At 63.2% G+C, this 22215-nt stretch carries 16 protein-coding genes; 6 read left to right on the forward strand and 10 right to left on the reverse strand.

The window, feature by feature from the left end:
* Positions 1 to 49 precede the first annotated feature (49 nt).
* Entirely contained in the window at positions 50 to 1999 is a 1950-nt protein-coding gene (locus V8688_RS17470; RefSeq protein WP_342801246.1) for a UvrD-helicase domain-containing protein, read from the forward strand.
* Positions 2000 to 2088: 89 nt separating this feature from the next.
* Here the strand turns inward: V8688_RS17470 and V8688_RS17475 are convergent, their stop codons facing one another.
* The 3 genes from V8688_RS17475 to V8688_RS17485 are packed head-to-tail and all read right to left on the reverse strand — an operon-like array spanning position 2089 to position 4357.
* Positions 2089 to 3171, reverse strand: coding sequence for a Fic/DOC family N-terminal domain-containing protein (locus V8688_RS17475; RefSeq protein ID WP_342801247.1), 1083 nt, complete (start codon positions 3169 to 3171; stop codon positions 2089 to 2091).
* A complete protein-coding gene (locus V8688_RS17480; protein WP_342801248.1) occupies positions 3168 to 4148 on the reverse strand; it encodes an IS630 family transposase in 981 nt (326 codons plus the stop codon). The genes V8688_RS17475 and V8688_RS17480 overlap by 4 nt, the downstream gene beginning before the upstream one ends.
* Positions 4037 to 4357: a helix-turn-helix domain-containing protein gene (locus V8688_RS17485; protein ID WP_342801260.1), complete on the reverse strand. Its 321-nt coding sequence runs from the start codon at positions 4355 to 4357 to the stop codon at positions 4037 to 4039. The genes V8688_RS17480 and V8688_RS17485 overlap by 112 nt, the downstream gene beginning before the upstream one ends.
* 430 nt (positions 4358 to 4787) lie before the next feature.
* Here V8688_RS17485 and V8688_RS17490 point away from each other — a divergent pair, with 430 nt between their 5' ends.
* From V8688_RS17490 to V8688_RS17505, 4 genes are all read left to right on the forward strand, one after another.
* Positions 4788 to 6293: a class I SAM-dependent DNA methyltransferase gene (locus V8688_RS17490; RefSeq protein ID WP_342801261.1), complete on the forward strand. Its 1506-nt coding sequence runs from the start codon at positions 4788 to 4790 to the stop codon at positions 6291 to 6293.
* The gene (locus V8688_RS17495) at positions 6290 to 7519 is read left to right on the forward strand and encodes a restriction endonuclease subunit S (RefSeq protein ID WP_342801249.1); all 1230 of its coding nucleotides are present in this window, start codon (positions 6290 to 6292) and stop codon (positions 7517 to 7519) included. Before V8688_RS17490 ends, V8688_RS17495 begins: the two co-directional genes overlap by 4 nt.
* A gap of 14 nt (positions 7520 to 7533) precedes the next feature.
* Complete coding sequence (locus V8688_RS17500) at positions 7534 to 10998, forward strand: DEAD/DEAH box helicase family protein (RefSeq protein ID WP_342801250.1); 3465 nt, start codon at positions 7534 to 7536, stop codon at positions 10996 to 10998.
* 161 nt (positions 10999 to 11159) lie between these two features.
* A complete protein-coding gene (locus tag V8688_RS17505) occupies positions 11160 to 12422 on the forward strand; it encodes a hypothetical protein (RefSeq protein WP_342801251.1) in 1263 nt (420 codons plus the stop codon).
* Here the strand turns inward: V8688_RS17505 and V8688_RS17510 are convergent.
* From V8688_RS17510 to V8688_RS17540, 7 genes are all read right to left on the reverse strand, one after another.
* On the reverse strand, positions 12419 to 13132 hold the full coding sequence (locus V8688_RS17510) for a 2'-5' RNA ligase family protein (RefSeq protein WP_342801252.1): 714 nt from the start codon (positions 13130 to 13132) through the stop codon (positions 12419 to 12421). The two genes, V8688_RS17505 and V8688_RS17510, sit on opposite strands and share 4 nt — an antisense overlap.
* A gap of 100 nt (positions 13133 to 13232) precedes the next feature.
* Positions 13233 to 14999: an arginine--tRNA ligase gene (gene argS, locus V8688_RS17515; protein WP_342801253.1), complete on the reverse strand. Its 1767-nt coding sequence runs from the start codon at positions 14997 to 14999 to the stop codon at positions 13233 to 13235.
* 48 nt (positions 15000 to 15047) lie between these two features.
* The gene (locus V8688_RS17520) at positions 15048 to 15770 is read right to left on the reverse strand and encodes a hypothetical protein (RefSeq protein ID WP_342801254.1); all 723 of its coding nucleotides are present in this window, start codon (positions 15768 to 15770) and stop codon (positions 15048 to 15050) included.
* The gene (locus V8688_RS17525; protein WP_342801255.1) at positions 15767 to 16684 is read right to left on the reverse strand and encodes a class I SAM-dependent methyltransferase; all 918 of its coding nucleotides are present in this window, start codon (positions 16682 to 16684) and stop codon (positions 15767 to 15769) included. The genes V8688_RS17520 and V8688_RS17525 overlap by 4 nt, the downstream gene beginning before the upstream one ends.
* Positions 16681 to 18198 carry a pyridoxal-dependent decarboxylase gene (locus V8688_RS17530; protein ID WP_342801256.1) on the reverse strand — a complete coding sequence of 506 codons (1518 nt, stop codon included), beginning with the start codon at positions 18196 to 18198 and terminating at the stop codon, positions 16681 to 16683. The genes V8688_RS17525 and V8688_RS17530 overlap by 4 nt, the downstream gene beginning before the upstream one ends.
* 387 nt (positions 18199 to 18585) lie before the next feature.
* Positions 18586 to 20043, reverse strand: a complete 1458-nt coding sequence (locus V8688_RS17535) for a hypothetical protein (RefSeq protein ID WP_342801257.1) — start codon at positions 20041 to 20043, stop codon at positions 18586 to 18588.
* Positions 20036 to 21028, reverse strand: a complete 993-nt coding sequence (locus V8688_RS17540) for a hypothetical protein (protein ID WP_342801258.1) — start codon at positions 21026 to 21028, stop codon at positions 20036 to 20038. The genes V8688_RS17535 and V8688_RS17540 overlap by 8 nt, the downstream gene beginning before the upstream one ends.
* Before the next feature lie 109 nt (positions 21029 to 21137).
* Here V8688_RS17540 and V8688_RS17545 point away from each other — a divergent pair.
* Positions 21138 to 22215 (forward strand): DUF4231 domain-containing protein (locus tag V8688_RS17545; protein WP_342801259.1); only part of this gene is annotated, 1078 nt, incomplete at its 3' end.

Raw genomic sequence — 22215 nt, forward strand, 5'->3', positions numbered from 1 at the left:
GGGTTAGCTTCGGCAACGAACGCCCTGACCAGGGTTCGAGGGGGAAACCATGGCCAATATCCGACGTGAGCGCCGCCTGCGAGCGGCCGAAAAGGCACTCGCCGAACAGGCACACCTGAGTTCGCCGGAGCGTCGCGTTCTCACGGGCATTCTCGCCACCGAGGGCTGGCACCTGCTTACCCGCCTGGGAACTCGTCGGCCCGGCCACCCCGCCGCCTTCGCGATCGGTCCCACCGGCGTGTTTGCGGTTGTGTTCGCCGCCACCACGCCCGATGCCTCCGAACTCGGCGATCTGCGCAAGCACGCCGAAGAACCACTCGTGCGGCTCACCGCCGCCGACTTCCGATTCGTCCCGCACATGGTCGAGATCGTCGTCGTGCTCCCCGGCCGAATTCGTGCCGAATCCGATGGCCGCGTCCACGTCGTCGACGAAGCCGGCTTGCTCGACACCCTGATCCGGCGCGAACGACGGTTCAAGCCGGTCCGCTCCGCCCAACTCGCGGCCTCGAGCGTCGACAAGTTCATCCGCCTGCACCTCGACCTACCGGCCACCGACGAGCCCACCGATCTCGCAGGCCTTTTCACCGAAACCGACCTCAATGACGCCGAGCGCGCTGCCGCCCTCGCCCGCCCGTTCAGCGATTGGATGACCTTCCTCGACCCAGCACAGCTCACACTGGTGCAGACCACCTTCACCGGTCCAGCTCGCATCAGCGGACCGGCCGGCACCGGTAAGTCCGTGGTGGCCTTGCACCGCATGGCCCACTGGGCCAAACGCCATCCGGGCCGCCTGCTGTTCACCACCTTCGTCAAGACCCTTCCCACGTTCCATGAACGCGGATTCGCCCGCTTGGCACCGAGGGCGGCGGATCGCGCGGTCTTCACTGGTTTGCACGCCTGGACCGTCAAGTTTCTCGGCGAGCGGGACGTGTCGTTCAATCTCGACGAGAAAGCTGTCGATGCCGCGCTCGCCGATGCCTGGCGCGGCGTTCGCGATACTTTGGACAAAGTCGAAGGCACCGACTTCGGCTATTGGCACGACGAGATCGACCGTGTCATCAAGGGCCGCGGCCTACCGAGCGTCGAAGCGTACAAGCAGGTGCTGCGCCGAGGCCGGGAGGGAATCAGCCTCCACGGAAAACGCCGCGAGTTCGTCTGGAAACACTGGTACGAGCCCTACCAGCGCGGCCTTGCGACCCGCGGCGCCCACGACTACAACGACCTCATCTCGCTCGCCGTCGAAGAGCTCCGTGCACGCCCACTCACCGAGCGCGAGAGTTTCGACCTGGTGGTCGTCGACGAAGTCCAGGACTTCACCCTCTGCCAACTCCAGCTCGTCTACGAAATTGCCGGCGCCAGAACGGATTCTCTGCTCCTGCTGGTCGGTGACGGCCAGCAAGAGGTCTACGCCGGGGGCTGCACACTCTCCGAGGCGGGCATTCCGCTGCTCGGCGGCCGCGGCCGTGTCCTGCGCACCAACTATCGCAACCGAGCCGCGATCCTCGACTACGCCCGACGCATCGAAGCCTCCGACACCGTCGACGACCTCGACGGCGGCACCGGCGTCGTGCTGCGCGACAGCGACTCCACCCTCCCCGACGGCGAAGTCGTCGAGGAGCACCTCACCCGCTACCAAGCAGAGTCAGCCCTGCCCAAGGCGATCCAGGCCGCGAACCTGACCGGCGCAGACGTCGCCGTGATCGTCCCGTACCGCAGCTACATCAGCCGCTACCTGACCATCCTCCGCCGCGCGGGCTTCCCCGCCATCCCCCTGGAACACTACGACGGTACCCAAACCACCGACATCAAAGTCGGTACCATCCACCGCGCTAAGGGCATGGACTTCACCGCCGTCTTCCTCCTCACCAAACAACCCCCCACCAACCTCACCGACCTCACCCCCGCCGCCCGCGACCAGGCCGAACTCCAAGCCCGCCAGCACCTGGTAGCCGCCAGCCGAGCCCGCGACTACCTGTGGGTGGGTTTGCTCACCGATTGAACGTCCCGCATTCTCCGCGCGGTGAAGCCATCACCTCACGAGGCCTTGTCGCGATGTCCGCCCGGGACCGACGAGACCTCCCGTGAGCGTCAAGGAGCCGTCAGTAGATCCAGGAACTCCGCATTGATGAACACCCGGTCGCGACCGATCTTCACGTCTCGAATCATCCCGGCTTCGGCCAGCCCGTTCAACCATCCCGTTGCGGTCGGCCGCGAAACACCACAGCGTTCCATCACTGTTGCGATGCGGCAGTACGGCTGTTCGAACAGCACCGCCTGAAACTCCGAATCGGATCCGCCCTTGCACACTGCCCTGGCCCGCTGCGCGAAGTTCTCCTGGAGCTGCCTGATGTTGTTGATCTTCGCCACGGTGGTCTCCGAAGTCTGCGTGACACCGGCGAGAATGTAGAGCAACCAGGACTCCCAGTCCCTCTCGGCGGTGACCGCACGCAGCCGCCGGTAGTACTGACGCTTGGTGTCGATGATGTAGCGCGACAAGTACAGCACCGGGAGCCGCAGCAATCCGGCTTCTACCAGCATCAGCACGTTCAAGATGCGTCCGGTCCGACCGTTGGCGTCGGAGAACGGGTGGATGGCCTCGAACTGGTAGTGCGCGGCAGCCATGATAATCAGCGGATCCACACCGTCTTCGGAGTGCACGAACCGCTCCCAGTCGGCCATTTTCGCAGCGATGACCTCCTGACCTTCCGGCGGACTGTAGATGACCTCGTTGGTCACCGGATTTCCGATACGGGTACCCGGCAGATCACGGAGCCTCATCTGCCGGTTCTTGATGATCCCGCACACCTCTACCGCGGTCGAGGCGGTGAGCCCGCGGGTCACTGTGTGGTCATAGCCGATGCGCAGCGCGTGTCGATACCGAAGAGTCTCCCTGGTCGCGGCGTCGGCGTTGGCATCGTCATCGACGTGCCGGAAAAGCGCATCCGTGGTGGTGACGATGTTCTCGATCGCCGAGCTGGCCTGCGCCTCCAGCAGCGGGATCGTGTTGATCAGCACCGTCGGGTTGGGCATGGCCATGGCCGCCTGGTCGAGCTGCGCCAGCGCCCTGTTTGCCGCAATCGCTGCTTTCAGCACAGGTCGAGTCTCGAGAACCTCGGGCTTCGGAACCGCCGGAAGGTCGTTGTACGGGACATCCGGACGCCAACTGGTCATCCACCCAATCTGCCCCAACTCCCGGGACATGTAAAGTTTTCTCGACTTTTTTTACATATCATGGCGATGTGTGAAGTTCTTTTGCACGTGTCAAGCTGCGAGGGGTTCCGGTGTGGGTGTGGCGGGTCGCCCGAAGGCCTTGACGAGGTCGAATTCCTGGCGCTTCTGGAGGCAGTAGTAGAGCTAGTGCCGCGTCGAGCAACGTCGGGTAGGTAATCCGGCCGCCGGATCTTCGCGCCGACCGCGAAGTCGCGGATAGGTCCGGCGTGCTGGTTACGCCAGCGGATGTAGTCACCGATCGCCGCGTCCTGCTCGGCGTGGCTGCGGTGGTCGGTCCCGTTCAACGCGAAGTACCGCAGCGCGGCGAACTCGCACTCGATACGGTTCAGCCACGACGAATACGTCGGCAAGAACACCAACTCGACATCGTTGCCCGCGCACCACGCCCGGACCTCGGCTCGCTTGTGGACCGAGTAGTTGTCGCAGATCAGATACAGTTTCTCGCCCGGCCAGCGAGCCCGCAACGACTTCAGAAACGACAGCAACTCCATCCATCGTTTCCGGTCCCGGATCCGGTAGTACAACTGGCCACTTGCCAGGTCCAGAGCACCGAACATGTGCCGGACACCCTGGGCGCGGTGGTAGGTCGCCCGCAACCGCTTGGGCCGACCAGCGGCGAACCAGCCACGGCCCGCTCGTGGGAGCAGATTCAACGGCCCGAACTCGTCCACGCAAATCACCCGCCCGTCTTCGGGCGGATTGTCGTAGAGGTCGAGCACCCGGCTCATCTTGGCGACGAATTCCGGGTCGTTGCTGGACTTCCACGTTTTGGTGGACTGCCACGACACCCCGCCAGCCTTCAGGATCACGCGCAGCGTCTCCCGGCTGACGTCGGCGATGCCGTTGCCCCGCAACACTTCCACCAGCTTCGACAGGCTCCACACACTGAACGGCCAGCCCAGATCACGGGGCAGCACCGGGCGATCTGAGTGATCCGATCACGTGTCGCTCGATCGGTCTTCGCCGGCCTGCCCCCGCTCCATTTTGGGTCGAGTGCCTCGAATCCATGGGCGTTGAAGTCGTGGATCACTTGCCGCACATAGGATTCCGACACCTGCATCAGCTTCGCGATCAGCCCGACCGGCTGATGCTGGGCCGAGGCCATCACCACCACGGCCCGCCGCATCCGGACCGGCACTGTGCTGCGCCGGGCGATCTGGGCGAGTTTGCGGCCTTCCTCCGGGGTTACCGCTCTGACGAACACATCCGGCTTGCGAGCCACCGGCACCACCTCCGTCAGGCAGCATCACCGGTCACCGGCCACGGATCAACCCACCACCTCGAGCCGTTACCGCATCAACCTTTCCAGACGCGGCACTAGCTATGTGCGGTGAACCACCAACGCAACGCTCAGCCGAATGACATACCCGATATCGAACACATATTCTATACCGGGCCGGGCTAGACAGCGTCCACCTGCCTCGAACGTTGACGGTCAAACCGCGGGCGGTCCACCCGAGGGCGATAACCAGGGCATCACACGACCAGACGCATCACACAGCTGCTCCTCGTCGAGTGTTGCCGAGCGTGTCGCCGCGTTCCGATACCCTCATCGCATGATCACAGGGGAACTGCGGAGCAAGATCGACCGGCTCTGGGATGCGTTCTGGTCGGGCGGTATCTCAAATCCGCTGGAGGTGATCGAGCAGATCACCTACCTGATGTTCCTCAAGCGCCTCGACGAGCTACAGACCGGCAAGGAACGCAAGGCCAACCGCAGTGGGCGGCCGATCGAAAACCCGATCTACGACGCCGACACCGACTCGCTGCGCTGGTCGAAATTCCAGGAGCTGGGGCCGGACCAGCTGCTGCGAACTGTCCGTGACGACGTGTTCCCCTGGTTGCGGCTGCTCGGTGGCGAGGAGTCGACTTATGGCGAGCACATGAAGGACGCCCGATTCACCATCCCGACGGCGAGCCTGCTCACCAAAGCCGTGGACATGCTCGACGAACTGCCGCTCGGCGACGGCGACGTCAAGGGCGATCTGTACGAGTACATGCTGTCCAAGATCGCCACCGCGGGCCAGAACGGCCAGTTCCGCACCCCGCGCCACATCATCGACCTCATGGTCGCGATGATGGCGCCAGGCCCCAACGATGAAATCTGCGATCCGGCATGCGGCACCGCCGGCTTCCTCGTCGGCGCCGCCGAGTACATCCAGCACACCCATCGCGACGCCCTGCTCGACTCCGCACAGCAGGATCACTTCCACCGCAGCATGTTCCACGGTTTCGACTTCGATTCCACCATGCTGCGCATCGCCAGCATGAACATGCTCATGCACCAGATCGAACACCCCGACATCCGCTACCGCGACTCCCTCGCCGAATCGGTCGCTGGCGAAGCCGGCCGCTACTCAATGATCCTCGCCAACCCGCCGTTCGCAGGCAGCCTCGACTTCGAAACCACCGCCAAGGACCTGCTTCAGGTGGTGAAGACGAAGAAGACCGAACTGCTCTTTCTCGCCCTGTTCCTGCGCCTGCTCAAGACCGGCGGCCGGGCGGCGGTCATCGTTCCCGACGGCGTGCTGTTCGGCTCCTCCAAAGCGCACAAGGATCTGCGCCAACTCCTCGTCGAAGAGCACGGCCTCGACGCCGTGGTCAAACTCCCCTCCGGCGTCTTCAAGCCGTACGCCGGTGTGTCGACAGCGATCCTGTTCTTCACCAAGGACGACGAGACCGACCAGGTGTGGTTCTACGATGTCACCGCCGACGGCTTCAGCCTCGACGACAAGCGCAATCCTCTGCTCGCCGATGAAAAACTCGGCGTGCGAGCAACTCTCGCCGCCGACGAGCACACCAAGAACAACCTCCCCGACGTCCTCGCCCGCTGGTCCCAGCGCACCACCACCGAACGCAAGCGCACCCGTACCGAACAGAGTTTCTGCGTACCCAAGACCGACATCGCCGCCCAGGACTACGACCTCAGCCTCAACCGGTACAAGGAGATCATCCATGAGGAAGTGGAGCATCGGCCGCCGCTGGAGATCATCGAAGAGTTGGAGTTGATCGAGGCAGAGATTCAACAGGGCATGTCGGTCCTGAAGGGAATGTTGGCATGAGCGCGCCACATCGGGTCCGGTTGGACGAAGTTGTCACGGAAGCGAAATCCGGGTTCGCATGTGGAGAGGAAGTGCAGAACGGCGTTTTCCAGATCCGCATGAACAATGTCACCAGGGATGGTCGACTGGATACAACGAAGAAGCGTCTCGTTCCGTCGAATCACAAGGGCATTCCCGGCACCTTACTGAAGGAAGGTGATGTCCTATTCAACGCAACCAATAGCCCCGACCTTGTCGGCAAGACCGTGATGGTCCGCAATCTCACCGAACCCACCGTGTTCAGCAACCACTTCCTTCGATTGCGAACCGACACCTCACGTCTCGATCCGAGTTACCTAACACGCTGGCTGAATGCAGAGTTCCAGCGCGGTACCTACAAATCGATGTGTCGACAGTGGGTGAACCAGGCAACTCTAGGCCGAGATGCCCTGCTCGGAACAGGTATTTCACTGCTAGATCTGGCCGAACAGCGGAGGATTGCAGAGGTGCTGGATCAGGTGGATGCGCTGCGGGAGAAGCGCCGGAAGTCCATCGCCCTCCTCGACGACCTCGCCCAATCCGTCTTCCTCGACATGTTTGGCAGCGCAGGATCAGAGTTCCGGTCGAGCACTGTTGAGGAACTCGCTGCAAATACCAAGAACTCCATCCGCACCGGACCTTTCGGAAGCCAGCTTCGCCACGAAGAATTCGTGGATGAAGGAATACCGGTTCTCGGTATCGACAACGCCGTTAATAACGAATTCAAATGGGCCAAGGCGCGGTACATCACAGATGCGAAGTACCGCCAACTCCAGCGCTATACCGTATTCCCCGGCGATGTGCTGATCACAATCATGGGAACCTGTGGCCGTTGCGCGATCGTACCAGACGACATCCCTACCGCGATTAACACTAAGCACCTTTGCTGCATCACACTTGATCAGCGCGCCTGTCTACCCGAATACCTTCACAGCTACTTTCTTCAGCACCCAGTCGCGCAACAATACCTTCGACAGACCGCGAAGGGTGCGATCATGTCCGGACTAAACATGGGCATTATCAAGTCTCTACCTGTCGCCCTCCCGCCTCTGCGATTGCAAGAAAGTTACGCACAGCGTACTCGGGAGATCCGAGAAGCACGGTCGACTGCGGAACGACATCTCCGCCAACTAGACGAACTCTTCACCTCCATCCAGTCCCGCGCCTTCCGCGGCGAACTCTGGCAAGATGACCTGAAAGATCTTTAAGGGGAGGACCTTTCGTGGCCGAGAGCAACTTCGACTTCCTGCAAGCCGAGTGGCCGGACCTGTTCACCGAGGCTGCGCGGGCGGAGCGGAGCGCGGTAGGCGATCCGCGAGTCGCGTGCTTCTTCGCACGGCGGGCGTTGGAGTTGGCGGTCAACTGGGTGTTCAAGGCCGATGACACGCTGCGGATGCCGTATCGCGATGACCTGAACGCCAAGCTCAAGGAGCCGACCCTAGTGCAGGTGGCGGGGTCGGTGATCGTCACGAAGATGGATGTGGTTCGGCGGCGCGGGAATGTCGCGGTGCATCGTTCGGGTGAGGTGCCTGCGCAGGATGCGGTGAACGCGGTCGGTGAGCTGTTCCATGTGCTGTATTGGCTGGGCCGCACCTACGCGCGCACCGAGGAAGGGAAGCCGTTCGACGGGCAGCGGTTTGATACCTCGCTGATCCCCCGCCCGGTCCCGGCTGAGGTGCAGCGCAAGAAGTACGCCGAGGTTCAGCAGATGGCCGCGGATTTCGCGGCGCAGCAGGCAGAGCTGGCGACGGAGCGCAAGCAGCGCAAGGAACTCGACGACGAGGTCAAGCGGCTACGGGCCGAGGTGAAGGCGGCGAAGGCCGCCAATGCCACGGTGCCGGATCACCATGATTACTCCGAGGCGCAGACCCGCACCCAGCTGATCGACCTGCTGCTCCTGGAGGCGGGCTGGGCGCTGAACGGCCCCGACGACCGCGAATACCCGGTAACGGGAATGCCGACTGACAGCGGTAAGGGCAAGGTCGACTACGTGCTGTGGGACGACAACGGCAAGCCGCTCGCCGTCGTCGAAGCGAAACGCACATCCAAGAGTGTGGAGTCGGGCAAGTATCAGGCGTCGTTGTACGCCGACGCGCTCGAGCAGCAGCACGGGCAGCGGCCGATCATCTTCTACACCAACGGTTACGAAACCCAGATCTGGGACGACGCCTTCTACCCGCCCCGCCCGGTCCAGGGCTTCTTCAGCAAAGACCAACTGCGGCTGTTGATTCAGCGGCGTGCCCGCCGCAAGTCGTTGGCCACCGAACCGGTCAACGAGATCATCGCGGGAAGGCACTATCAGAAGCGGGCAATCGGACGCATCGGCGATGCGTTCGAGAAGGACAAACAGCGCCAGGCGCTGCTGGTGATGGCGACCGGTACGGGCAAGACCCGCACCGTGATCGCACTCGTCGATCAGCTGATCCGGGCCGGCTGGGTGAAGCGGGTGCTGTTCCTCGCCGACCGGCAGGTGCTGGTGTCACAGGCGACGAACGCATTCAAAACCCATCTGCCGAGTGTGCCGACGGTGAACCTGCTCACCGAGAAGGACAACAACGCCCGCGTCTACGTATCCACGTACCCGACGATGCTGAACCTCATCAACGAGATCGACGAGACCGAGCAACGCAGGTTCGGCCCCGGATACTTCGATCTCGTCGTCATCGACGAAGCGCACCGGTCGGTGTACCAGAAATACGGCGTGATCTTCGAGCACTTCGACTCGCTGCTGGTGGGCTTGACCGCCACCCCGAAAGACGAGATCGACCGCAACACCTACCGGCTGTTCCATCTCGAAGAAGGTGTTCCGACCGACGCCTACGACCTGAAACAGGCCGTGGAAGAGGGCTATCTCGTCGCTCCAGAAGCCAAATCGGTGCCGTTGAAGTTCCTGCGCACCGGCATTCGCTACGACGAACTCTCCGACGACGAGAAGGACTACTGGGAAGACCTCGAGTGGCGCGATGACGAGGACATCCCCGATTCCGTCGACGCGCACGCGCTCAACAGCTTCCTGTTCAATCACGACACCATCGACCAGATGTTGCTCGTCCTCATGGAACAGGGCGACCGCGTCGCCGACGGGGAACGCATCGGCAAGACCATCATCTTCGCCCGCAACAACCGCCACGCCGAACTGATCGTGCAACGATTCCGGGTGCTCTACCCGGACATGCCGGGCGATTTCATCGAGATGATCACCCACAGCGTGAGCCATGCCCAGAGCCTCATCGACAAGTTCGAGAACCCGGGCAAGGCGCCCCATATCGCCGTCTCGGTGGACATGCTCGACACCGGCCTCGACGTGCCCGCCGTCGCGAACCTGGTGTTCGCCAAGGCCGTACGCACCAGCACCAAGTACTGGCAGATGATCGGCCGCGGCACCCGGCTGTGCCCGGACCTGTACGCACCGAACAAGGACAAGGAACGGTTCCTTGTGTTCGACCTGTGCCAGAACGTCGAGTACTTCAATCAAGATTTGCCCACCGCCGAGGGCCGCACTCAGGCTTCGATGAGCGAGAAGGTGTTCGCCGCCCGAGCCGACCTCCTGCGCGACATCGACCAGCTCCAGCCCCCCGGCGGTAGGCCCGCCGAGATTCCCGACCGTGAACCCAAGGATCTGCCGGACGTGCGGTGGCAGCTCGCCGAACATCTCCGGGTGGAGGTGGCGGGCATGGATACGCGGAATGTGGAGGTTCGCAAGCAACTGCAGCACGTCGAGAAATACACCGAGCTCGGCAGCTGGGACATCGTCACTCCGGAGATCCGGGTCGAGGTCGGGGCGCTTGCCGGATTGCCCACCCAGTTCAAAGACGACGATCCGAGTCCGGCGGCGAAACGATTCGATCTTCTGGCGTATCGCTTGCAGTTGGCTCGGCTCACCGGCGACACCGGATACGACGCACTGCGCGAGAAGGTCCAGGAGATCGCGAGCGCGCTGCTCGATCCTGGCCTCAATACCATCACCGCTATCCGGCAGCGGCACGACTTCCTCGAAGATGTTGCCGGCGACGCGTGGTGGGAGGATGTCACCGTCGCCATGCTGGAAACACTCAGGCGACGGCTGCGCGGCCTGGTCAAAGCGATCCCGCCCAAGGGAGCACAGAATCCTCTCTACACCGATTTCCAGGACGAGCTGGGCGAAGTCGCCGATGTTGAGATGACAGTCCTGCCTGGCGGAGGCAAGGGCATGGCGCGCTTCGAGTCGAAGGTCCGCACCTACATGCGCAGCCATGAGGACAAGCTCGCCGTCCAGAAACTATTGCGCAACAAGCAGATCACCTCTGCCGACCTCGCCGAACTCGAGGAGATCTTCATCGACAACAGCTTCGGCACCCTCGAGGACATCGAACACGCCGCCAGCATGCACGGCGGTCTCGGGCTGTTTCTGAGATCCCTCGTCGGTCTCGATGCAACCGCGGCGGCCGCCGCCTTCGACGAGTTCCACACGGGGCGCAACCTGACCGCGAACCAGCTCCACTACCTGAAGCTGCTAGTCGACTACCTCACCAAGAACGGGGTGATCGATGTGGGCGCGCTCTACGAACCGCCGTTCAAGTCGGTTGCTCCAAGCGGTCCGGAAGATATCTTCTCCGAGAACGATGTGGATCGGATCGTCGCGATCGTCAAGAACATTCGCACAACTGCGGTAGCCGACCAGCAGGGAGCTGCTGCCGCGCAGGGGTGAGGAGTGGTACTCGGGGATGGATTGCGCCTCTTCTCAGCGCCAGTCGAAGTCTCCTACGTTCGGCATCAGATTGCTGTCGCCCGACACGGTGACAGCACCCCCGCGGCGTTCTACGCTCTTACCAGCGGTTACACGGTAAGAGCCGAACTTCGGGGGGCATCGTGGTGGTGGGAGAATGGACTGGCGTCGAGGTTCGTGCGATTCGGACCGCCGCGCTTCGGGTGACTCAGGCTGAACTCGCCGATCGACTCGGCTTCACCGAAGCCGTCGTCCGCAAGTGGGAGAAGCGTGGCACGACAATCACTCTCGCCAATCAGCATGCAGCGGCGATGGATACGCTGCTTCAGCGTCTCGATGCAGAACAACGCAGCAGGTTCGACAGCGCATGCGCCGATATTCGGTACCCGACGCCAACCGCGCCAGTGGCTCGATTCGACCAGCCCGATGCGATCGTTGGTCAGCTTCAAGATCTCACCGGGCTTCACGGAGACGGCGAGCTCGTCGACGGGTTCCGCCTCGCGCTCGACGACATCGTCGACCGGTACGAGACGGAGGGGCCGCGGGAGCTCGCGATCGACACCCGAGAGCTTCGGCAGCGTGCCAATCTCCTTCTTCAGCAACGACGTCACCCAGCCCACGTCGAGAGCCTCTACCGGATAGCGTCCCAAATCTCCGGCGTCCTCGCGTATATGGCGGTCAACTGTGGTCGGTTCGGTGCGGCGCGTATGTACTGCCGCGAGGCTCAGGTAATGGCCTCGTTCACCGATGACCACGAAATGCTCGCCTGGGTGAAGTCCACCGAAAGCTTCTGCGCCTACTACGCAGGCGATTTCGCGGAAGCCGCAGCTCTGGCGGAGCAAGGAATCGCCATGGCCAAGACAGGCTCTCAAACGATCCGCTTGTACTCCAACGGGTTGGCTCGCGCACAGGGAAAACTGGGCGGCGCCGCCGACGTCGAGCGCTCGGTCGAGCAGGCAATGGCGTTGGCTGATCGTATGAACGTCACGCCCGGTCTGACTCCGGCACTCACCTTCGGTTCGTACGGCAAGGCCCGCCTGCTAGCCAACGCCGCGACGGCATTCCTCTCCGCTGGGCGATTCGACAAAGCACTCGAGTACGGGAGCTTGGTCAACGAGTATGTCTCGCAGTCGGACTCTGTTTGGAGCCGCGCATTGGTGAACTTGGATGTAGCGACCGCGCTGACTCTCCAGCGCTCGCCAGAAATCGAACAGGCGGTTCATTTCGGGATCGAGGCGCTCGACGCTTCGGCGGATCGGCCTATCCGCTCGGTGTGGCAGCGAGCGAACGAGCTCGGCGCTCTCCTTGATGCCCACTACCCCGGACCGTCGAGCGACTATTTCGAGCGATTGACGCAATGGCGGCGCGCCTCGCGACCGCTCATTGCCCCAGAGAGCGTTCGCTAGCCGCCCAGTCCGAGCACAGCCCGTGTGTCCCACCGATAGCAGCGCCCCTCGCGCCGGAGAACGACGAGCTCAACGGTGTCGACCCGAACAGAGACTCGCTCAGGTCTCCGCAGAGCCGCAACCGCGGCGATGACCTCTGCCGCAGCGCGGTCAGTGTTGTTGTACGCGATGCCCAGGTGTGGCCGGAACCGCGCAGACGACGCTGGTACATCGCGGGGCGCACGGTCTGGCGAAGAGTCGTTGGAGCATGCCGACAGAACTCGGTGTAGGTCGAGCAGCGGATCCCACGGCGCCACCGAGAATCGAATCGCGCTTCGAGATCCGCTGAGCGGACCGATAGTCAGATCGAACGGCTTCACTTCCGAAAGTCGTTCGCGAGCAACCGAGACCAGGTCTTCTATCTGCTCATCGGTGATCGCGGTCGTGTCGCCGACACTGCTGATCGTGAGGTGCAAACCGTCCGATGGCACCGAGTCGATACCCGCGATGTCGAGACTGTTCTGGCATTTCGCGGCCAAGTCAACCAGGTCCGGGTCATTGAAGGTCAAGTACCAGTAGTACCCGGTGCGCCCAGGCGCCCACTGCTTCACGCTCCAGTGGTCGCGCAGATGTTCGAGCTCGGCGAAGGCCTCCCAGTCGTTCTGGACGATGGCCTCGGGATCCGCCGTCGAGTCCGGCAGGTGCCGGGGAAATGGACCGTTGGAAGTCATCCCTGGTCGGCCTACCTCTCGATATCGAACTCCCTGGCTGGGAGTGTACGGCTCCGCCGGCCGGACACAACTCCACGACGGTGTGCGTCCGGCCGACAGCTCACATTCGTTGCGGAGCAGCAATGCCCAGCTGCCCCAAACCGAGCTCGAGGGTTCGAGCCGTCAACTGGCACAGCGCGATTCGGTTCGAACGGATCGACTCCTCAGCGGAGATCACCGGGCACGAATCGTAGAACGTCGTATAGGCGCGAGCGAGATCATAGAGATATCCGGCCAGCCGGTGCGGTTCCAGTGCCCCGGCTACCTCATCCAGGACTGTCCCGTACCCGTCGAGGGCCAACGCGAGTTCACGCTCGGCCGGTTCCATCGGGCCGTTCGTGTCGACCGCGGCTGGACCCGCGATGTCCGCCTTGCGGAGGATCGAGCAAACCCGAGCGTGGGCGTACTGCAGATAGACGCCGGTGTTGCCATTGAGTGACGTCATTCGAACAGGGTCGAAGGTGTAGTCCTTGACTCGGGAGGTCGACAGATCCGCGTACTTCACCGCCCCGATGCCCGCCTGCTCGGCGATGGTGTCGAGCTCGGCTGACGCGAGTTCCGGGTTCTTCTCGGCGACCACGGCGCGGACGCGCCCGACCGCCTCATCGAGGAGATCCATCAGCCGGACCGTGCCGCCCGCACGAGTCTTGAACGGCTTGCCGTCCGGTCCGAGAATCGTTCCGTAAGCGACGTGGTCGACCTGGATCGCGTCAGTCAGCCAACCTACCCGCCTGGCGGCCTCGAAGATCAGCTGAAAGTGCAGGGCCTGGCGCGAGTCGGTGACGTACAGCAACCGATCCGCGTGCAGTGAGGCGATCCGGTACCGGATGGTCGCGAGGTCGGTGCTGTCGTAGCCGTAGCCGCCGTCACGCTTGCGAGCCATCAGCACGGCGGGCTTGTCGTCCGGACCATTGACCTGCTCGGACAGGACGACGACGGCACCGTCGCTGTCGACCGCCACACCCTTGTCGACGAGCTCGGCCACCGTCACGGCCAGCTGGTCGTTGTAGAACGACTCCCCGACGTAGTCATCGGGAGTCAGCAGGACACCGAGACGGTCATAAATGGCGCCGAACGCCTTCTCTGATTCCGCGACGATCTCCCGCCACCGAGCGACGGTGTCGGGATTGCCGGCCTGCAGCGCGACCACTCGGGTTCGCGCCCGATCGGCGAACTCCGAGTCGGCGTCGAATTGAGCGCGCGCGGCCTTGTACAACGTATCCAACGCCGACACCGAACTAGTGTTGGCGTCGAGCTCCTCTGTGTGCCAAGGCGATTCGGGATGCTCGTCGATGTACTGGATGAGCATGCCGAACTGCGTGCCCCAGTCGCCGAGGTGGTTGGCGCGCACCACATCGGCGCCGAGGAATCCGAAGATCCGGGCGAGGCTGTCGCCGATGATGGTGGTACGGAGGTGTCCGACGTGCATCTCTTTCGCCACGTTCGGGGCCGAGTAGTCGATGACCACTCGGCGTCCGTCCTCCGTGGCCGGGATACCCAACCGGTCGTCTGCCAGTCGGGCCGCCACGGATTCCCACACCGCGGAGTCGGCCAGGGTGATGTTCAGAAATCCCGGGCCCGACACCTGAACGTCGGCGATGACGCCCCCGCTCCCGTCGATGGAGGAAGCGAGCTCGCCACCGAGTTGCGCGGGCGGCACTCCCACTCGCTTGGCCAGCGGTAACGCGGCGTTGGATTGAAAATCGGCGCGGTCGGATCGTCGCACTACCGGGTCCGCATCCGCCGTTTCCGGACGGACTCGGGCGATCGCCTCCGACACAGCGGTAGCGACACGTCCGAGCAGCGGTACGACACCGGCAGAGCTCACCTTCGATTCCTTTCGAATGAGGATAGTGAGGCTATTGTCGCAGGTTTCTCATGCGGCCTGGACTGGGCCGACCACACCACCCGGCTCACGGCATCTCCGGAATCTCGCACCGTCGACGACTTCGACCACGTTCGCCGCGGCCAGCGCGGCGAAGCCGGACTGGATCGTCGAATACAAGCGGGCGGTCGGTTGGTAGCCGAGGAAGTCCTTGCCCCACGCTCCCTCGGGAGATCGAGTGAGCACCGCGACAGCGTCCTGGATGGTGACCTCGGGCTTGGCCACCATGGCCAGCGCCAACGACGCAACAGCCCGCTCCGCTCGCGATCGGTCAGCTCGGTAGCGCTGCACGTCTCCACCTAGGAAGACATGTTCGCTGGTCAGCGCATTGAGCACTAGGCGTTGCGCGAACTCCGAAGAGTTCAACCAGTCGGGCTCGGCAACCACGGGAGCTGGGTTCAACACTCCTTGTATACGCGGAAAGCACCGCAGTTCGACCGCGCAACAGACATCGGCGTAAGTCGCGAAAAGCTTTGTCTCATAGTCGACCTCGGTGTCCGTCAGAAGGTCAAAGTCAGCATGGAGCCCGCACACCGCGGCCACGAGATCGGTCATGTAGTGACACCCTGGACGGGAGCGCCCGATGATGACAAGGTCGAGGTCGGACCGGGACTCGCCGATTGTGGCCTGTGAGCCGTAGACCAGCCCATATCCGCGCGGTGGCGCGAATTTGCGGCATATCTCCGCCGCCGCGGCGAAGAGTTCCGGGGTCATGAATCGATACCGATCGGAAGTGACGCGTACGGGTGGGCGACTGCGTGGAAGTCGATGAAGTGAACTCCACTCGGAATCGCGACACCGCCACTCGCCATCTCGTAGCGTTCGAGAAAGTCCTCGACCTCCCGCGCTACCTGACGATCGTCCAGTAGTTGGGGATGGTGTTTGAAATGCACTCCGAAGAACCACTCACGGGCAGCCTCCCGATTGGGCGCCCACGCCACTCCTCCGAGCCGGAGGTGGGACAGAGTTCCCTCCCCACGGCTCTCGGCGGCACGGAGCGCGTCGATCAGAACGTGGCGTGTGTACGCGCGCCCGCCCCGAGGGAACGGCGCGACCTTCTCCCACGCCCTGGTCACCAACTGCTGTTCGGGACTCTCCGCATCGAACAACATCGCCAACAGGTGTCCACCCGGCGCGACCAGCCGAACCAGGTCGTGCACGAACTGGCCAGCCTGGTTGGCGGCGCTCGCTTGATCGCTCCGGAGTCGGACGCCCACGGATGAAAGCTCCTCGAAGAACTTGCCAATCGGATAACTCACCGACCAGAACGCGGAGACCAGGTCGAAGGCCCCGGCCTGCCCTTCTAACAGAAGCTGCGCGACAGCGTCACTGGTATCCGCGCACATCGTTTCGGCATCGGGGAACTTCTGGGTGACGGCGGACACCATGATTTCGCTGTAGTCGGCGAGAACCATTCTGGCGGCGTACGGCGCGACGGCGTCGGTAATTCGGCCTGTACCGCAGCCGAATTCGGCCACGTTCAACGTGGCGGCCGGTGCGGCGTAGTGCTCGGTCAGCCAGTCCGCGACAAGGTCGACGTCCTCGGTGCCACCGTAGTAGTGCCGCAAGAGCAGTTTATCGTAGGTGCCGACCGTTTCGTAGACAGCGCGGAAGGTCTTGTCGGTCATGGCGTTTCCTCCAGTTCGATCGCGAGGTGGTCGAGGTAGGCGAGGACTTCACGCATGTGGGCCTCCGTGAGCTGAGGATTGTTCGCCATGAACCGCAGCGGGTGCACGATCGCGCCTTCTCGGAGACGTCCCAGGTCGTCAGGCAGGGTGAACTGATGCAGGTGCCACTGTCCTTCCGCGAGCATTCGCCGGTGAATCGCGATGTTGAGATCGTTGACATCGCGAAGCCCTTCATCGTCGATAGCGCCGGGACTGATGCCGGATGGCAGGTACGTGAACACGACCGCGGCGAGGTCTGGATCATTGAGACGAACAAGGCGGGGATGGTCGTCTACGAGGGCAGCGAAGCGTCGCGCCAAGGTCGCTCGGTGGTCGGCCAGCGCGGCCAACCCGGTTCTGCCGCGGCCGAGCATCATCATCCACAACTTCAACGACATCCAACCCTTGGTGCCGATGAATGGAGTGACCTGTCCGAAGGCGAAGTCTTCCTGCATGATCAGATCCGAGTACGTCGAGATGGTCCGGATGACAGCTGGTTGACGAACCAACAATGCGCTGAGCCCGTAGGGGACGGCCATGATCTTGTGAGGGTCGACCGTGATGCTGTCGAATTCGGCTATGCCGTCGATCTTCTCCCGCATGCCCGCACTGAAAGCGGCCAGCAGCCCCCAGCAGGCATCGGCGTGCAGCCAGATCCCGGGGCCAATCTCCCGGACGATCTCGTTCACCGAGCGCAGATCGTCGATCGTTTGTGTCCTGCTGTCGCCGGCGTAGGCGACCACCGCCATCACGTATTCTCGGTGTCGGCGAAGTGTCCGAGCGAGTTCGCGCTTGTCGTAACGGAACCCGTCGGTGCCGACCTCGATGACGTGCGCCCCACATCCGATCCACGTCAGCGCCGCCTTCACGCTGTAGTGCCCGATGCCTTTCGGGACAACCACCGCCATTCGGCGCGGGTCGGTGACACCTGTCCGCATCGTCTCCGGCGCCTTGGCTTCCCGTGCGAGCATCATCGCCACCGTGTTGCTGGTGGTCCCGCCCGGAGTGACCATGCCACCGACGTCCCACACGGTGCGCACATCGCTGACCGCCGGGTTCGGATATCCGAGTAGATCACGTAGCCAACGCAATACCGCGATCTCGATGAATGTCGCGCTAGGGCTGTCGAACGACTGGTTGATCATGTTCTGTTGCGTGAGCGCCGCGAGCATCGTGCCCGCGAGAGCGAGCGGATCGTCGCCGGTGTCTCCGAAGCCCATGAACCGTGGTGATGCCTCGTTCTTGCAGAGCGGGAGAACCCGGGCCACGAAGTCCGCCATCACCGCGTCGTCTGTCAGCGGCTCGGCGGGCAGCTCCGTCAGCAGCAGATCGCGGATCTCGTGGGGGCCGCTGCGCTGACCGAAGATCTCGGTCCTCGATTTGAACCGCAGGCCAAGATCGACGACGTGGTGAAGTAGTGCCTCTCGCTCGCCATCCGGGCGCTCGCGCAGAGCGTGAATATCTAACTGGTGCATCGTGAGTGCCTTCCGTGGGCAAACTTCCGTTGCCCATCACGATCCCGGCTTCCTGGAGGATTCAAAAGGCACGCCACCGCTACGCGATCGATACGCAAACGCACATCGCATCGTCATCAGAGTGGCGGACTTGAAGCTCCCCCACCGATGCGCCTTCGACGCGGCAGGAACCTCGCGCCTCGATCATCAACGGGCTGCTTGCCCCGACGTCACCTGGAAAAAGCGCGACGTCGGTAGCGATATACAAAGTTTCTGCCCAGTTCTTTACACGTCCCACTGACATACAAAGTTTGTTGGCACTGACCGAGGCCGACAGTAAGCACGCTCCCCGGCAACACTCGACGCAAGGACAGCTCAGCGTGCATGCGGTGGCTGCGGCGGACGCCCCTAGTCGAGGAAGTAGGCGTCGACCTTCTCCTCGGAATCCAGAATCTCGTCCGTGACCACGCCAAGTGCCGCCGCCAGCGCAACCGATCCGACGAACGCGACCTGTACGTCGGGTGAGAATGCGCGCTCGAGCAGTCCGAGATAGTCCGACATGCTCTGGTCCAACTTTTCCAGAAGCGCCTGGTACTCGGTGGCGAGTTGCTCGTCAAGCACACGCTGCTCGGCGAGGTAGCGCTCGATCAGCGCCGCCTCTCGCTTCGTCAACGAGGATGCGACGGCCTTGTACATCACAATGCCGACCGTGTTGCCGATGACGGCACCGAGGATCGGAATGGGGATGGCCGCCTGGCCGACGAAAGAGGACAGCGCACGGACTGCGGCCTCCAAGGCGATGAGCTCGGAGGTTTCGATGAACTCCAGTTCGTTGATCTCGTTGCGGCGGAGCTTGTTCGCTTGCTCGGCGATACTGAAGGACGCAGTGACGATCGAGCTTGCGACTGCTGCGGAGGTCGCGGTGAAGTTCGTGAGCGTGTAGATGCTCAGCCCACGGACGCCGCCCTTGCCGAAGCCGATGCCGGTCTCGCCTGCGATGTCGAGCCAGTCCTCACCGGTGAACTCTTTGAGCCTCTTGCCTTGCCGACGCCTTGTGAACACGGCCAGTACAAAAGCTGTTCCGCCCGCGGTCACAGCAGCGGTGAGGGCGACCGTGCTTCCTTCTCGCAAACTCGGCTGGCTCTGCTGGTAGGCATCGTCGCGCAGCGATCGGTCCGTGGCGCGAAGCGAGTCCTTTTCCGCCGCCATGGTCGAGGTGTAGACATCGCGTTGGACTTCGTCGTATCTGAGCGTCGAGGGTTCGAGAGATTCGATGCCGACCGATCTGGTTTGGAAGAACGTCTGGACCCGCTGCCAGTCTCTGAGAGAAGGTCCGTCGCCGCTGCGTGACAGCTTGCTCGCTTCCTCGGGCGACAAGGTGTGCAGCCGCTGAATCATCTCGAAGTGATCACTGGGGATCTGGTACTTCCCACCCTTGTTCACGTACTCGGGATATTTCTGGAGGTGCTCGGTGATCGCGCCCAGTGAGAAACGCCCGCCCGCTGCGACGAACTTCTGCTGGATCTCAACACTTCCGCGCATCAGGTCGACGGGGCCGTTGTCGTTCACCCACTGGTAGTCAGGCGCGTGGCCGAGGATCTGCTTGCGGGCGTTGCCGATCCCGACCTCAGCGATCTCCGCGATGAAGCCGTGCATGCCATGCTGTCCGCCGCGGTTGGCGGCGACCACCTCGAGGTCGATCTTCCTGACGGCTTCATCGACGCTGGTGAGCGCGTCCTGGAGGTGCACGTCCTGCTGGCTGAGCGCGCTCAGAAAGTTGTCGATGCGGAGCTGATTGAGATAGCTCACCCAGGACGCGACTGCCTGCTCCTGTGTGTTCGCAAGGAACTCGGCAGCATCACTCACTGGCGGCGTCCTGCTCGATGCGCAGGCTCAGCATGGCCGCGCACGACTTCGTGTTGTTCACCAACGTTGCGAGTGTCGACCGCTCGGCAGGGGCGAGCGCTTGGAAGTCGGCGCGGAAGTGCACCACTGCTTCGCCGTAGCCCTTGACCAGACCTTCGCGGAGCGCGGTCGTCCGCTGGAGGAGGTCCTCGATCTGCGCGTCCATGCCCTTGACGAGGGCGGTGTTCCGCTTGATCGCCGTCAGCGCTTCGTGCTTCGCCTCTCGATTCTCGAACTTCTTCTTCGCGAACAGGGCGATGGACGCGAGCAGGGTTGCGCCCGCGATGGTCCAGCCGATCGGGCCGGCCAGCGCAAGCAGTGTGGTGCCTGCCGCCGTGCCGCCGCCACCGACAGCCAGCGCGCCTCCACCGAGCCACGCCAATGCTGCCTGGCTGGCCGCGGCACCGGACAGGGTCGAGATTGCGGTCCCGGTCGATGCCGTCCCGAAGGTGGTGGCGACCCAGATCGCCGCCGAAGGCGCGAGGCCCGCTACCGCGGTGCCCGCAGCGAACCCGGCGCCGGCGCCTGCGGCCGACAGCCGTGCCGCTTCCAGCTCCTTCTGAGCGAAATCCTCCGCCTGCAGGAAGTGCTTCTTGTGCACCTCGATCTCGTCGAAGTCGGTATCGAATGACTTCGGAGTGTTGGCGATGCTGTTCACCAGCTGCTCGACCAGCTCGATCAGGTCTGTCGAGCGTTCGCGCTGACGCAAGAGAGACAGGCCTCGGTCAGCCATCGCGGTGAAGACACCGTTGTATTCCGCCACAGCCGATTCGTAGGGGTCCGGCTTCTTCACGGTCAGCTTCTCGACCCTGCCTTTGGCAGCGTCCTTGACGTTGCCGACTTGCCCGACGAACTGCGTTGAAGCGGTTCGCGCGGCCTTGCCGATGCCGTCGACTGTCCTGCCGATGCCTTCTTTGGCGTTGCCTACGTTGAGCTGTTCTACCATCGCACCCTCCGAGATCGTTACGGCCAGACTGCGTATCGGAGGATGCCGACCATATGTGACATATTCGACAGCCCGCTGAACCGCCGCTGTGGACCTCGGCGAGGAGGGGATGCCGACCGTCCTCGTCAGGACCTGCGATGTGATCACGATGGACGGCGAGACCACCTACGCCAGATCGCATTTCGGATTCCCAATCCGAACCCGCATCCCGGTGAAACATTCTGTGGTCAAACGTATCTCGAATCCGCCCGAAGATCACTGCTACTCTCGTTGGGTGTCTGGGGGCCATGCGGACGGGTTCGTGTTCTCCACCGAGGACTATCCCGCTCTGTACCAATCTGCCGATTCTGCCTCGCTGCGGGGGCAGTTCCAGTTCCTGCGCGCTCATGGTGCGCGACTGGTCCTGGCCGTCGTCGCGGCTGTGTTCGCCGCGTTCACCATTCGCGTGGGCTCGCACGGTATCGATGCCGCCGCCATCGTCACGACCGTGGCGTTCGTGACGATGCTCGCGCTGAACGTCTGGCAGCTGCGTGACCGTCCCGATCAGGATTGGTACGAGGGGCGCGCACTAGCCGAGTCGGTGAAGACACTCACCTGGAAGTACATGGTCGGCGGTTCGCCGTTCCCGAGCGGTATGCCGGCAGCGGCTGCCGATCAGCTGCTCGTCGACCGGGTGCGGCGCTTGCAGCGTCCGCTGCGTTCGCTGAACTTTCCGCCGCCGACCGGTCGGACCATCAGCGACCGGATGCGCGAGGTACGGCAGCTCCCGTTGGGTCAGCGCCGCGCTGTCTACAACGAGGCGCGGGTGCTCGAGCAGCAGCACTGGTACGCGACCAAGGCGGAGTACCACTACCGGCGGGCCAATCAGTTCGGGTTCGTCTCGCTGAGCTTCGAGATCGTCGGGATCTCGGCGGCCTTGGCGAAGGCGCTGGGTGCTGTCGACTTCGACCTCGCGGGCATTGTCGCCGCGACGATCGCCGGCCTCGCCGCGTGGTCGTCCGCTCGTCAGCACACGACCACCGCGGTCGCCTACTCGGTGGCCGCGCACGAGCTGAGCACGATCCGGGACATGCTCGAGCGCGACCATACCGAGCAGGAGTGGTCGTCGGCGGTCGCCGATGCCGAGGAAGCGATCAGCCGCGAGCTGAGGTTCCCCCGTTTTCACGGAGAGCTCCAACCCGTGGTCC

The organism is Nocardia sp. No.11 (assembly GCF_038752175.1).
Classification (GTDB): domain Bacteria; phylum Actinomycetota; class Actinomycetes; order Mycobacteriales; family Mycobacteriaceae; genus Nocardia; species Nocardia canadensis.